At 52.3% G+C, this 14,196-nt stretch carries 12 protein-coding genes; 4 read left to right on the top strand and 8 right to left on the bottom strand.

Annotation, left to right across the window (positions count from 1 at the left end):
- Window positions 1-151: 151 nt before the first annotated feature.
- Window positions 152-1,204, top strand: coding sequence for a porin OmpA (gene ompA, locus ACLJRS_RS01365; protein WP_001670727.1), 1,053 nt, complete (start codon window positions 152-154; stop codon window positions 1,202-1,204).
- A gap of 71 nt (window positions 1,205-1,275) precedes the next feature.
- On the opposite strand, the gene matP is transcribed toward ompA, so the two are convergent.
- Window positions 1,276-1,728, bottom strand: coding sequence for a macrodomain Ter protein MatP (matP, locus tag ACLJRS_RS01360; protein ID WP_000877172.1), 453 nt, complete (start codon window positions 1,726-1,728; stop codon window positions 1,276-1,278).
- 185 nt (window positions 1,729-1,913) lie between these two features.
- On the opposite strand from matP, the gene ACLJRS_RS01355 reads away from it, so the two are divergent.
- On the top strand, window positions 1,914-3,674 hold the full coding sequence (locus tag ACLJRS_RS01355) for a Lon protease family protein (RefSeq protein WP_000156448.1): 1,761 nt from the start codon (window positions 1,914-1,916) through the stop codon (window positions 3,672-3,674).
- A gap of 68 nt (window positions 3,675-3,742) precedes the next feature.
- Complete coding sequence (fabA, locus tag ACLJRS_RS01350; protein WP_000227928.1) at window positions 3,743-4,261, top strand: bifunctional 3-hydroxydecanoyl-ACP dehydratase/trans-2-decenoyl-ACP isomerase; 519 nt, start codon at window positions 3,743-3,745, stop codon at window positions 4,259-4,261.
- 99 nt (window positions 4,262-4,360) lie between these two features.
- Here the strand turns inward: fabA and rmf are convergent, their stop codons facing one another.
- The 6 genes from rmf to rlmKL all read right to left on the bottom strand — a co-directional run bounded on the left by rmf (window position 4,361) and on the right by rlmKL (window position 12,285).
- A complete protein-coding gene (gene rmf / locus ACLJRS_RS01345; protein WP_001537784.1) occupies window positions 4,361-4,528 on the bottom strand; it encodes a ribosome modulation factor in 168 nt (55 codons plus the stop codon).
- 255 nt (window positions 4,529-4,783) lie between these two features.
- Window positions 4,784-5,347 (bottom strand): membrane integrity-associated transporter subunit PqiC, encoded by a 564-nt coding sequence (gene pqiC / locus ACLJRS_RS01340; RefSeq protein WP_000759136.1) that lies wholly within the window; start codon window positions 5,345-5,347, stop codon window positions 4,784-4,786.
- The gene (pqiB, locus tag ACLJRS_RS01335; protein WP_000433416.1) at window positions 5,344-6,984 is read right to left on the bottom strand and encodes an intermembrane transport protein PqiB; all 1,641 of its coding nucleotides are present in this window, start codon (window positions 6,982-6,984) and stop codon (window positions 5,344-5,346) included. The genes pqiC and pqiB overlap by 4 nt, the downstream gene beginning before the upstream one ends.
- Before the next feature lie 4 nt (window positions 6,985-6,988).
- Entirely contained in the window at window positions 6,989-8,242 is a 1,254-nt protein-coding gene (pqiA, locus tag ACLJRS_RS01330) for a membrane integrity-associated transporter subunit PqiA (protein WP_000333149.1), read from the bottom strand.
- Between the two features lie 14 nt (window positions 8,243-8,256).
- Window positions 8,257-10,164 (bottom strand): ABC transporter ATP-binding protein, encoded by a 1,908-nt coding sequence (locus tag ACLJRS_RS01325; protein ID WP_000053044.1) that lies wholly within the window; start codon window positions 10,162-10,164, stop codon window positions 8,257-8,259.
- A 12-nt stretch (window positions 10,165-10,176) separates the two neighbouring features.
- The gene (gene rlmKL / locus ACLJRS_RS01320) at window positions 10,177-12,285 is read right to left on the bottom strand and encodes a bifunctional 23S rRNA (guanine(2069)-N(7))-methyltransferase RlmK/23S rRNA (guanine(2445)-N(2))-methyltransferase RlmL (RefSeq protein ID WP_001086485.1); all 2,109 of its coding nucleotides are present in this window, start codon (window positions 12,283-12,285) and stop codon (window positions 10,177-10,179) included.
- Between the two features lie 98 nt (window positions 12,286-12,383).
- Between rlmKL and ACLJRS_RS01315 the strand changes: the two genes are divergently transcribed.
- Complete coding sequence (locus ACLJRS_RS01315) at window positions 12,384-13,493, top strand: YcbX family protein (RefSeq protein ID WP_000224082.1); 1,110 nt, start codon at window positions 12,384-12,386, stop codon at window positions 13,491-13,493.
- On the opposite strand, the gene zapC is transcribed toward ACLJRS_RS01315, so the two are convergent.
- Complete coding sequence (zapC, locus tag ACLJRS_RS01310) at window positions 13,490-14,032, bottom strand: cell division protein ZapC (protein WP_001220671.1); 543 nt, start codon at window positions 14,030-14,032, stop codon at window positions 13,490-13,492. The genes ACLJRS_RS01315 and zapC overlap by 4 nt on opposite strands.
- Between the last annotated feature and the right edge of the window lie 164 nt (window positions 14,033-14,196).

Below are 14,196 nucleotides of genomic sequence, written 5' to 3'. Positions count from 1 at the left end.
CGTTGTAGACTTTACATCGCCAGGGGTGCTCAGCATAAGCCGTAGATATCGGTAGAGTAACTATTGAGCAGATCCCCCGGTGAAGGATTTAACCGTGTTATCTCGTTGGAGATATTCATGGCGTATTTTGGATGATAACGAGGCGCAAAAAATGAAAAAGACAGCTATCGCGATTGCAGTGGCACTGGCTGGTTTCGCTACCGTAGCGCAGGCCGCTCCGAAAGATAACACCTGGTACGCTGGTGCTAAACTGGGCTGGTCTCAGTACCATGACACCGGCTTCATTAACAATGATGGCCCAACTCATGAAAACCAACTGGGCGCAGGTGCTTTTGGTGGTTACCAGGTTAACCCGTACGTTGGCTTTGAAATGGGCTACGACTGGTTAGGCCGTATGCCGTACAAAGGCGACAACATCAATGGCGCTTATAAAGCTCAGGGCGTTCAGTTGACCGCTAAACTGGGTTATCCAATCACTGACGATCTGGACGTTTATACCCGTCTGGGTGGTATGGTATGGCGTGCAGACACCAAGTCTAACGTCCCTGGCGGCCCGTCTACTAAAGACCACGACACCGGCGTTTCCCCGGTATTCGCGGGCGGTATCGAGTATGCTATCACCCCTGAAATCGCAACCCGTCTGGAATACCAGTGGACTAACAACATCGGTGATGCCAACACCATCGGCACCCGTCCGGACAACGGCCTGCTGAGCGTAGGTGTTTCCTACCGTTTCGGCCAGCAAGAAGCTGCTCCGGTAGTAGCTCCGGCACCGGCACCGGCTCCGGAAGTACAGACCAAGCACTTCACTCTGAAGTCTGACGTACTGTTCAACTTCAACAAATCTACCCTGAAGCCGGAAGGCCAGCAGGCTCTGGATCAGCTGTACAGCCAGCTGAGCAACCTGGATCCGAAAGACGGTTCCGTTGTCGTTCTGGGCTTCACTGACCGTATCGGTTCTGACGCTTACAACCAGGGTCTGTCCGAGAAACGTGCTCAGTCTGTTGTTGATTACCTGATCTCCAAAGGTATTCCGTCTGACAAAATCTCCGCACGTGGTATGGGCGAATCTAACCCGGTTACCGGCAACACCTGTGACAACGTGAAACCTCGCGCTGCCCTGATCGATTGCCTGGCTCCGGATCGTCGCGTAGAGATCGAAGTTAAAGGCGTTAAAGACGTGGTAACTCAGCCGCAGGCTTAAGTTTCCGTCTGATAAAAAACCCCGCGTCGCGGGGTTTTTTGCTCTGGTCTGGGTGACAACGCCTTTCAGCGTTACTTCTTGCCTAATAACGCCTGTAAATCCTGCTTTAACGTGGTCATTTGCGTGGCATATTTCTCTTTATGCTCCGCGTCTTCTATCAGTTGCACTATCGTTTCGGATAATGTTTTACCGCGTCGCTGCGCAAGGCCCGCCAGACGCTGCCAGACCATAAACTCTAAATCGATAGATTTTTTGCGCGTATGCTGATGTTCCGCATTGAAGTGTCGTTTGCGTCTTGCCCGAATGGTTTGTTTCATCCGATTAAGCAAGGCAGGATTCATATGCCTGTCTATCCAGACATTTACCCGCACCGGTTCATTTTCGAGGGCCAACAACAAATTGACGGCTTCCTGGGCAGCACTGGCTTCCACGTAGCGGGTGATCAGCTCCCCTTCGCGGTGCTTTTTCACCAGATATTTCCATTTCCAACCGCTTTCAAGATTTTCAAGTTGTTGATATTTCATTGTGATCCCAATGTTACCGTGTAACTGTTATCAGAATATCAGTTTTTTAGCCATCTGAAGAAAAGAATCTCGAACCTGTGAATGGTTACACGTCTTCATATTACTTTGCATTCGCTTTCCGCGTGTGCAGCGTGACGGGTTAGGCTATAATCCCCCCTTTTACAACAGACTAAAAAACCTCAACTTTGACCATTACGAAACTTGCATGGCGTGATCTGGTTCCGGATAGCGAAAGCTATCAGGAGATATTTGCACAGCCACACGCGACTGACGAAAACGACACCTTACTCAGTGATACTCAGCCACGACTGCAATTTGCGCTTGAGCAACTTATACAGCCGTGGGCATCATCCTCTTTTATGCTGACTAAAGCGCCTGAAGAGCAAGAGTATCTCACTTTACTTTCAGATGCCGTCCGCGCTCTGCAAACCGATGCCGGACAATTAACCGGCGGACATTATGACGTTTCCGGGCATACTGTTCATTACCGCGCCGCGCAGAATGCGCAAGACAACTTTGCCACCGTCACACAAGTCGTCAGCGCGGACTGGGTCGAAGCCGAACAGCTCTTTGGTTGCCTGCGGCAGTATAACGGCGACATTATCCTGCAGCCGGGACTGGTTCATCAGGCGAACGGCGGCGTGCTGATTATTTCCTTACGAACCCTTCTGGCGCAGCCGTTACTGTGGATGCGTCTGAAAGCCATCGTTAGCCGCGAGCGTTTTGACTGGGTGGCCTTTGACGAGTCGCGTCCATTACCGGTCTCCGTGCCATCCATGCCGCTCAAACTGAAGGTGATTCTGGTTGGCGAACGTGAATCACTGGCTGATTTTCAGGAGATGGAACCGGAGCTCGCGGAACAGGCTATCTACAGTGAATTTGAAGACAATTTACAGATAGCGGACGCAGAAGCTATGACCCTGTGGTGTCAATGGGTGACGCGTATCGCTTTACGCGATAATTTGCCCCCTCCGGCACCGGACGCCTGGCCCGTCCTGATACGCGAGGCTGTGCGCTATACCGGCGAACAGGATACGTTGCCTCTTTGCCCACTGTGGATAGCCCGCCAGTTTAAGGAGGCATCGCCTTTATGCGAAGGCGATACCTGCGGCGCAGAAGCGCTCAGTCTGATGCTTGCCCGACGCGAATGGCGAGAAGGCTTTCTGGCGGAGCGGATGCAGGATGAGATTCTGCAAGAGCAGATCCTGATTGAAACCGAAGGCGAACGCGTTGGACAAATCAATGCGCTTTCCGTCATTGAGTTTCCCGGGCATCCTCGCGCCTTTGGCGAACCGTCGCGAATTAGCTGTGTTGTGCATATCGGCGATGGCGAATTTAACGATATTGAGCGCAAGGCCGAACTTGGCGGAAATATCCACGCTAAGGGAATGATGATTATGCAGGCCTTCCTGATGTCGGAGTTGCAGCTGGAGCAACAAATTCCCTTCTCTGCCTCGTTAACCTTTGAGCAGTCCTACAGCGAAGTGGATGGCGATAGCGCCTCAATGGCGGAATTATGTGCGCTCATCAGCGCGCTGGCCAATGTGCCAGTGAATCAAAACATTGCGATTACCGGCTCGGTCGATCAGTTTGGTCGCGCGCAACCGGTGGGTGGGCTAAACGAAAAAATTGAAGGTTTCTTCGCCATCTGCGAGCAGCGGGAATTAAACGGTAAACAGGGCGTGATTATCCCTGCCGCCAATGTCCGCCATCTCAGTCTTAAATCTGAACTGCTGCAAGCGGTTAAAGAAGAGAAGTTCACTATCTGGGCGGTAGACGACGTGACCGACGCCTTACCGTTACTGTTAAATCTGGTGTGGGATGGCGAAGGTCAAACGACGTTGATGCAGACTATCCAGGAGCGTATCGCGCAGGCGACGCAACAGGAAGGCCGTCATCGTTTCCCGTGGCCATTACGTTGGCTGAACGCTTTTATTCCGAACTGATCGGACTTGTTCAGCGTACACGTGTTAGCTATCCTGCGTGCTTCAATAAAATAAGGTTTACATAAAACATGGTAGATAAACGCGAATCCTATACAAAAGAAGACCTTCTTGCCTCTGGTCGTGGTGAACTGTTTGGCGCTAAAGGGCCGCAACTCCCTGCGCCGAACATGCTGATGATGGACCGCGTCGTTAAGATGACCGAAACGGGCGGCAATTTCGACAAAGGCTATGTCGAAGCCGAGCTGGATATCAATCCGGATCTATGGTTCTTCGGATGCCACTTTATCGGCGATCCGGTGATGCCCGGTTGTCTGGGTCTGGATGCTATGTGGCAATTGGTGGGATTCTACCTGGGCTGGTTGGGCGGCGAAGGCAAAGGCCGCGCTCTGGGCGTGGGCGAAGTGAAATTTACCGGCCAGGTTCTGCCGACAGCCAGGAAAGTCACCTATCGCATTCATTTCAAACGTATCGTAAACCGTCGCCTGATCATGGGTCTGGCGGACGGTGAGGTTCTGGTGGATGGTCGTCTGATCTATACCGCACACGATTTGAAAGTCGGTTTGTTCCAGGATACTTCCGCGTTCTAAGTGTTGAATTGATATTCCGCGCTATCGGTATCATGCTTGCAAAGCCCATAAAGGCGAAACCTCCGCACTGCGGAGGTTTCTTTTTCTAAAGAGACAGAATCAGGCCATTACCGCCCTGTCCTCCATGGCTTGTCGCCAACCTCCCAACCAGTATGACCGTTGATTCAGCGTCTGATAGGGACACATTTCTTTTGATCGTCCGGCGATGCCGGCCTGATATCCACGTTGATGTGCCCGTTCCAGGCGATCTCGTTTTTGTCTCTTCATGCCTCGTTTCCCTCATATTTGTATCTGGTGGAAAAGAAAACAGTGATTACAAAATGTGCAATCACACTACACGAATACCTCTAAATGGATCGCCCGTCAATGCGCAAAATTCACACCAATGTCATATTTGTGAGCTATACGGTAAATCATTTGTACAAAAAATGTGAGCCATAACAACTATTTTTCCGGCGTCAAAAATAAAAAAACCGCCTCAGGCGCACGACCTGAAGCGGTTAAATTTACATTACTTTTATCTCAGGGAAGGCGCTTTATCTCATCTGCGATAGCGGCTGCTTCCTGACTCCATGCGCTTGCCAGTACTTTGACCATCTCATCATAGCCATCTTTCTGCTGACTGGCTTCGATATGGAAAGGCCGCTTAATCAGCTGTCCATTGTGGTTTAATAACCACTCCCCGCTGACGATAACCTTACCATCGTAGCGTCCATGGAATCCGGTTACGGTAACGTTTAACGTATCCTGGGTGGTTCCCAACGGCTGGGAAGCGACGACCCAGCCAGGAAGCCGGGCGCTAAGATTCGCCACCAGCGTGTTACGTAATTGCTGGTCCAGCGGGCTGGCCCACAGATTGTTATTGGCAATCACATACTGAACATCACTGGTTTGATACACCACGCCGTTACCTGCCAGATAGTCAGGTACGGAAACCTGCTCTACCCATAAGAGACGGTTGCCCTGGCTTGCGGTGCTTTGCACACCGCTTTGCGCTATCGGGAGCTGATAATAGCTTTTATTCTCTCCGCCGGAGCTACATGACGCCAGCCAGAACGCCATTATCACGACTAGCCATTTTTTCATTGTTTCGCCCTCTTAGGCTCAGGATCTTTTTTATCCTTCGCTTCAAATACCAGCGCGTTGCTCTTCTCGTTCAGAGTTTTCAACACCGGTTGTAACTCACGAAGCACCTGATCGAGACGCTGCATATCCGCCACCATTTTGTTATACGCCGCCGATCCAGGCTGGAAGCCTTGCATACTGCGGTTAAGTTCGCGTAACGTCGTTTGCATATCCGCCGGAAGCTGCTGCATCGACTGACTGGAGGTAATCTTGTTCATATTATCCAGCGTGGTTTGCAGCCGACGCATAGTACGCTGGCTTTCAGACAGCGTATTGGTCGCTTGTTCAATCATCGGATTCAGCGGCAGGTTGTTGATCTTATCCAACGTTTCCACCAGTCGCTGTTGAATTTGCGCCAGGCCGCTGCTGACGGTGGGAATAATTTCATAACCATCAAATTCGCGTAGCCCGGTAATCGGCGGCTCCTTAGGATAAAAGTCCAGATCGACATACAGCGCCCCGGTCACCAGGTTACCGGTTTTAAGCGAAGCGCGTAAACCGCGCTTAAGCAGTTCCGTCAAATGCGCGCCAACATCCGCATTTTCTCCCAATTGCGCTTTCAGACGCTCCGGTTCAATGCGCACCAGCACAGGAATACGGTAATCGTCGTTAAACACCTGACGCATATTAGACGCAAAGAAAGGCACTTTGCTTACCGTCCCCAGACGAATACCGCGAAACTCCAGCGGCGCGCCAGGTTGTAATCCGCGCACCGAATCTTTAAAGAACATCAGGTAATCGATATGATCGGTGTACAGCGAATCCTGAATACTTTTTTGATCGTCGTAGAGATTAAACGCCGTTTTTTCGGCGACGGGTTGCCCCTGCTCAAGTCCTTCCGGCACATCAAAACTCACGCCGCCGCCAAACAACGTCGTCAACGATCCCATTTCCACGCGCATTCCCGCCGATGTCAGATCCACAGCGATACCGCTATCTTTCCAGAATCGGACATTACTGGTGACCAACCGATCGTTTGGCGCCTTAATGAACAACTGATAACTCATTGTCCGTTTTTGCGGATCGAAAGAGCTGGTTTCAACGGACCCTACCCGATAGCCCCGGAACAGAACGGGATCGCCAGGACTGAGCTGACCGGCCTTTTTGCTGTCCAGAATCACACGAATACCTTTGGCATCGGGCGGCGCCAACGGCGGTGAGTCAAGAAGCTGATAGCTTTCCGGCTGACTGCCCTTACTTCCTGGTTGTAGTTCAATATACGCGCCTGATAGCAGCGTCCCAAGCCCGCTGATGCCTTCACGCCCCACCTGCGGTTTTACGACCCAAAATACCGAGTCTTTATGCAGCAACTTCTCCATACCGGAATGAAGCCGCGCTTTGATTTGTACATGGGTCAGATCGTCAGTCAGCGTCGCGCTTTCAACCACGCCGACATCCACGCTGCGACTTTTGATCGTCGTTTTTCCGCCTTCAATGCCTTCCGCATTGGTGGTAATTAAGGTAACTTCCGGTCCCTGGTGGCTGTAGTGATAAAACAGAATCCAGGCTCCGATAAGCGCAGTAACAATCGGGAATATCCAGACAGGCGACCAATTTTTCACCTTTTGTACTTTGGCTTCCCCTTTTTTAGGTTCCATGCTATCAGGACTCCTCATGGCCTGGTTCGTATTCACGATCCCACGACAGACGCGGATCAAAGGTCATCGCAGAAAACATTGTCATTATGACGACTAAAGCAAACATCAACGCACCCATCGCAGGATAAATATTCATTAACCCTCCCATACGCACCAGCGCAGAGAGTACGGCAATGACAAAGACATCAATCATTGACCAGCGCCCCACAAACTCCACTACTTCATAAATAAAATGCATCCGTTCACTGTCGCGCTTACCGTGGCCTTTCGCATCCCAACAAAGCCAGGCAATAGCGATCATTTTTAGCGTCGGCACCATAATACTGGCGAGAAAGATAACCGCCGCCACCGGATAAGACCCCTCGCTCCACAGCAAAATCACGCCAGCCAGAATGGTCGACGGCATTTTCGAGCCCAGTAAGTCGGTAATCATAATCGGCAAAATATTGGCGGGCAGATAAAGCATGATCGAGGTAAATAATAACGCCAGCGTCCACTGCAAACTGTTTTTACGCCGGACATAGCCTTTCGTATGGCAACGCGGACAGACGAGACTCTCCGCAGGCAGGATCGCCGTACAGCAGGCGCAAGAACGCAAAGACTGCCGGATACCGGTAATCCCCGGCGTTAACGGCTGCGCCAGTGCAAGCTGCGGGGCGATATCATCCCACAGCCAGCGGCGATCGACACACTGGAACGCCCGCAGTTGAACGAGACAAAATAAGCACCAGGGAATAAAGCTGCTGCCGATGCCGATATCGCCGTAGGCCATCAGCTTAACAAAACTGACCAACACCCCGGCGAGAAATATTTCCGCCATTCCCCACGATTTGAGGAGGAAAAAGATCCTTGCCAGCGTTTTTTTTACCGACAACGGCAGACTGGCGCGGTTGACAAGTAATAGAATAGTCACCAGGCAAAATGCCGGCACCAGTTGGACAAATAATAAAAAGAACGTGCCGAGGCTGGCGTAATCTTCAGAAAACATGACGCCGGGGATTTCCAGAAGCGTGACTTCGCTGGTGACGCCCGCGACATTCATATTCACGAAGGGAAAAAGGTTAGAAAGCAGCAACATAAATAGTGCCGCTAACGCATAGGCGGTAGGACGCTGCCGGGGCGCGTCCCACTCGGTCGTTAACGTTGCGCCGCATCGTGGACATGCTGCTTTTTGCCCATGCGAGAGGCGGGGTAAAGCCACCAGCATGTCACATTGCGGGCACAATATGTGCTTCGCAGCATGGTGATGTTCACACATAGGCGCTCCTTTCGTTATGCCCCGTTTTTCAGGCCTTCAAGATACTCCCAACGTTCGAAGGCTTGCTCAAGTTCTTGCTCCGCCTGACTTAAATCGGCCAGAACTTTTTGCGTTTGCTCATGGGGTTGGCTAAAAAAGGCCGCATCCGCAACCTGCGCCTGTAGCGCTTCCAGCTTCGCTTCCAGGTCTTCAAGCTGACCGGGTAACTGCTCCAGCTCGCGCTGCAGTTTATAGCTTAGTTTGCTACTGCCACGTTTTACAATTTCTGCTTTAGGGGCAATAACTTCCTCATTTTTTTTCGCCATCGGCTGTTTCGTCGCCAGATGCTGCTCTTGCTGCGCACGCGCATCATGGTAGCCGCCGATATAACGTCCGATTTTGCCGCCGCCCTCGAAAATCCAGCATTCCGTCACGGTATTATCGACAAATTGCCGATCGTGGCTGACCAGTAGTACCGTGCCCTGATAGCCATCAATTAATTCTTCTAATAGTTCCAGCGTTTCGACGTCAAGATCGTTCGTTGGTTCATCGAGAATTAAAAGATTGCTCGGCTTGAGGAACAGTCGCGCCAGCAGCAGACGGTTACGTTCGCCGCCGGAAAGCGCGCGGACGGGCGTCATCGCCCGTTTGGGGTGAAACAGGAAGTCCTGCAAATAGCCCAGTACATGGCGCGGCTTACCGTTTACCATCACCTCTTGCTTGCCTTCCGCAAGGTTATCCATCACGGTTTTTTCCGGGTCCAGTTCGGCGCGATGCTGATCGAAGTAGGCGACTTCCAGCTTCGTTCCTACGTGGATGCGCCCACTGTCAGCCTGAAGCTGTCCCAGCATCAGTTTCAGTAGCGTGGTTTTACCGCAGCCGTTCGGGCCAATTAACGCAATCTTGTCACCGCGCTGTACCTGAGCGGAGAAATCTTTTACCAGTTGTTTTCCTTCTACCTGGTAATCGACGTTTTCCATCTCAAAAACGATTTTACCGGAGCGCGTCGCCTCTTCGACCTGCATCTTCGCCGTGCCCATCACTTCCCGGCGCTCGCTGCGTTCACGACGCATCGCTTTTAACGCCCGCACGCGCCCTTCATTACGGGTGCGGCGCGCCTTAATACCCTGGCGAATCCAGACTTCTTCCTGCGCCAGTTTGCGATCAAATTCCGCGTTTTGTAATTCTTCTACGCGCAGCGCTTCTTCTTTCTCCAGCAGGTATTGATCGTAATTTCCCGGATAGGTGACCAGTTTGCCACGATCGAGATCGACAATGCGGGTTGCCATATTGCGAATAAACGAACGATCGTGAGAGATAAAAATAATCGTTCCGTTAAAGGTTTTCAGAAACCCTTCCAGCCAGTCGATAGTTTCGATATCCAGATGGTTAGTCGGTTCATCCAGTAACAATACGCGCGGATTGCTGACCAGCGCCCGACCCAGCGCAGCTTTACGCAGCCAGCCGCCGGAGAGCGACGACAGCGCGGCGTTAGGATCGAGTCCAAGCTGCGCCAGCACTTCATTAATACGGTTTTCCAGCTGCCACAGATTATGATGATCGAGCTGTTCCTGTACGCGCGCCATTTCATTGAGGTTTTTCTCGCTGGGATCGGTCATCACCAGACGGGAAATCTCATGATAGCGCTTGAGGTATTCCGCTTGTTCTTCGATACCTTCGGCGACAAAGTCATAGACGCTGCCCGCAATATTACGGGGCGGGTCCTGTTGCAGACGCGCGACGATCAGATCCTGCTCATAAATAATACGCCCATCGTCCAGACCCTGTTCGCGGTTGAGGATCTTCATCAAGGTGGATTTCCCGGCGCCGTTACGCCCCACCAGACAGACGCGTTCGTTATCTTCGATATGCAACTCTGCGTTATCGAGAAGCGGCGCGTCGCTGAACGACAGCCATGCGCCATGCATACTGATTAATGACATTTACTTTTCCTTTCAGGCGGCGCGGATCAGCCAGCAGTTATGAATCTGACGGTTACGGGCAAAATCCGGGGAGAGCGTTTTTTGCGTAATTTCTTGTGCGGTAAGCCCCAGTTCCGCCAGCCCTTCCAGATCCATACGGAATCCGCGCTTATTATTTGAGAACATGATGGTGCCGCCTTTACGCAGCAGGCGTTTTAAATCTTTCATTAACGCGACATGATCGCGCTGAACATCAAACGACTCTTCCATACGTTTTGAGTTAGAGAACGTCGGCGGATCGATAAAGATCAAATCGAACTGTTCATTCGCCTCGCGCAGCCAGCCCAGGCAGTCGGCCTGAATCAGGCGATGCGCGCGGCCGCTCAGTCCGTTCAGACGCAAATTACGTTCGGCCCACTCCAGATAGGTGCGGGACATATCCACCGTTGTGGTGCTGCGCGCGCCGCCCAGACCCGCATGTACGCTGGCGCTGCCGGTATAAGAAAAGAGATTCAGGAAATCTTTGCCTTTGCTCATTTCTCCCAGCATTCTGCGGGCAATACGGTGATCGAGGAACAGACCGGTGTCGAGATAATCCGTCAGATTTACCCATAAGCGCGCATTATATTCGCTGACCTCAAGGAACTCGCCCTTCTCGCTCATTTTCTGATACTGGTTTTTTCCTTTTTGCCGTTCACGGGTTTTTAACACCAGTTTATTCGGCGGAATACCGAGCACTGACAAGGTTGCCGCAATAATATCGAACAGACGCTGCCGCGCTTTTTGCGCATCCACCGTTTTCGGCGGCGCATATTCCTGAATCACCGCCCAGTCGCCGTAACGGTCTACCGCCACGTTATATTCCGGCAGGTCGGCATCATACAAGCGATAGCATTCAATCCCTTCCTGGCGCGCCCATTTCTCCAGCTTTTTAAGATTTTTACGCAGGCGATTAGCGTAATCTTCCGCCACCGTCGCCGGCTTACTGTCCGCCGTGGTTTCCGCAATATGATAGTTTTTCTGCACGCAGTCCAGCGGGCCATTCTTGGCTTTAAACTGTTTGTCGGCACGTAATTGCAGGCTGCCCAGCAAATCGGGCGAAGCGCTGAACAGCGACAGGTTCCAGCCGCCAAACTGATTTTTCATGGTACGGCCCAGCAGGCTGTGCAACGCAATCAGCGCCGGTTCGCTGTCCAGACGTTCGCCGTAAGGCGGGTTACTGATCACCGTACCATACGGGCCTTTCGGCAATGGATTACTCAGTTGCGCCACATCTTTCACTTCAAAGGTGATAAGCTCGCCGATACCGGCGCGACGGGCGTTGCTGCGCGCCCGCTCAATGACGCGCGCATCGCTGTCGGAACCGTAGAAATGAGAGGAATACTCCGCCAGCCCCTTACGCGCCCGGGTCTGCGCTTCAGCTTTCACTTCCTGCCAGATAGTCTCGTCATGCTGCGCCCAGCCGCTAAATCCCCAGTGACCACGGTGCAGTCCCGGCGCGCGATCGGTCGCCCACATCGCGGCCTCAATCAACAGTGTCCCCGAACCACACATAGGGTCGAGCAGCGGCGTACCTGGCTGCCAGCCGGAACGCATAACAATCGCTGCCGCCAGCGTCTCTTTAATTGGCGCCAGCCCGGTGCGATCGCGATAACCGCGCAGGTGCAGGCCATCACCACTGAGATCCAGCGCAATGCTGGCAGTTTCTTTATTCAGCCAGACGTTAATACGGAGGTCCGGCGATTCACGGTCCACATTTGGACGCGGAAGATTTTTCCGCGTAAACGCATCGACAATCGCGTCTTTAACTTTCATCGCGCCATACTGACTATTACGGATGGTGTCGTTCAGGCCGCTGAAATGCACCGCAAACGTCGCGCCAGGATTAAAAATCTCTGTCCAGTTTATCGCCTGAACGCCGAGGTAAAGATCGAGATCGCTGTAGACCTTGCACTCACCCATCGGCAGGATAATACGCGAGGCCAGGCGGCTCCACATCAGGCTCTGGTAAATAAGCCGCGTGTCGCCCTGAAAATGGACCCCACCCTGAACAACCTGACACCCTACGGCGCCCAGTTTTTCCAGTTCAGTTTTTAACAGCTCTTCCAGCCCGCGGGCCGTACTGGCAAACAGAGAATTCATATTGTCACTTTTACGCTAAGAAAATTGTTGCGCATTATAGCTAATCTCACGCCCATGTCATAAAGTTGAAGGCTTATTTTCATTTGAGGGACTGTACGGTGGCGACGTTATCACGGCTCTTTATTCATCCGGTCAAATCCATGCGCGGCATTGGCCTGACTCATGCGCTGGCAGATATCAGCGGCCTGGCTTTTGATCGCATCTTCATGGTGACCGAGCCTGACGGCACATTTATTACCGCCCGCCAGTTTCCACAAATGGTACGTTTTACCCCTTCTCCCTTACACGACGGCCTCCATTTGACCGCGCCAGACGGCAGTAGCGCGCTGGTTCGCTTTACGGATTTCACCCCGCAGGATGCGCCGACCGAGGTCTGGGGAAACCATTTTACCGCTCGCGTCGCCCCGACGGCGATTAATCAATGGTTGAGCGGCTTTTTCTCCCGCGATGTCCAGTTGCGCTGGGTTGGGCCGCAGTTGACGCGCCGGGTTAAACGGCATAACGCGGTGCCGCTGGGATTTGCCGATGGCTACCCGTATTTATTGACCAACGAAGCCTCGCTGCGCGATCTGCAACAGCGCTGTCCGGCAGGCGTACAAATGGAACAATTTCGCCCAAACTTAGTGGTTTCCGGCGTAACGGCCTGGGAGGAAGATAGCTGGAAAGTGCTTCGCATTGGCGATGTGATTTTTGACGTCGTGAAGCCCTGTAGCCGCTGTATTTTTACGACCGTCAGCCCTGAAAAGGGGCAAAAACATCCTTCCGGCGAACCGCTGGCGACACTGCAAGCTTTTCGTACCGCCCAGGACAATGGCGATGTGGATTTCGGTCAGAATTTGATTGCCCGCAATAGCGGCGTCATTCGCGTCGGCGATGAGGTGGAGATACTGGCGACAGCGCCGGCAAAAGCTTATGGCGCCACAACGCTCGACGACAGCGTTACGCCAGAGAAACATCCGGACGGGAGTGTAACCATCGACTGGCAGGGGCAAACCTTCTGCGGGAATAATCAACAGGTGCTACTGGAACAGTTGGAGAATCAGGGAATTCGTATTCCGTATTCTTGCCGGGCTGGTATCTGTGGTTGCTGCCGGATACGTTTGCTGGAAGGCGAAGTAAGTCCGCTGAAAAAATCGGCTATGGGTGACGATGGTACGATTCTGAGCTGTAGCTGCGTGCCTAAGACCGCGTTACGACTGGAGAATTAAACCGCTTGTTCAAGGCTGAAACTGTGACAGTGAACCTGCGGTTTCAGCCTGTCGTTCATAATTTTAATCGCATCGCCAAGCTGCATGGTTCGGCCTGCTATCACCACGCCCGGCTGGGCCAGCAGACACAACGCGGCATTTTCTCCCGGCTCAACGACCAGCAAATTAACCTGTTCCGCCGTATCGCTTAACCAGACGCTTGCGGCATCGCCCGTTCCCGGGGTCCACATTTCGCCATGCGCTACAAAATGCCAGCTTTTTGGCATCTGCGGTTTGAGATAGCGAATCGCCACCAGCGCATTCAATACCAACTCCGCGCGTTGCTCTTTGGTTAATTCGAAATCCCGGCATTTTTCTTCAAAGGAAAAATAGAGCGCAGCGTCATCCACACAAAAACCGGTCGGGCAAAACGCGTCCGGCGTAAGCATTTTACGAGAGAAGCGCGAGCGAAAAAGCATACCATTGGCGAGATCGAGCATCATACGATCGTGCTCTTCATCATAATACCAGCGCCAGTTATCGTCAGGTTTAATTCGCATTACCTCTCTCCCGCTTTTAAGCAACTCGTAACAGCATTGTCCTTTTGCCGCTTCGTTTATTACCCCAATAATAAAAGCCTAAAATGTCTAAATAAGCAACAGTGGAGAAATATAAAACAACCAGCGCCGGAAATAAAGCCCTGGTTGTCTGATAAAGGGTAAAG

This window comes from Salmonella sp. SAL00670, assembly GCF_046552235.1.
GTDB classification, from domain to species: domain Bacteria; phylum Pseudomonadota; class Gammaproteobacteria; order Enterobacterales; family Enterobacteriaceae; genus Salmonella; species Salmonella enterica.
Note: the sequence above shows the minus strand (reverse complement) of the source record. Positions and strands in the feature narration are given on the sequence as shown.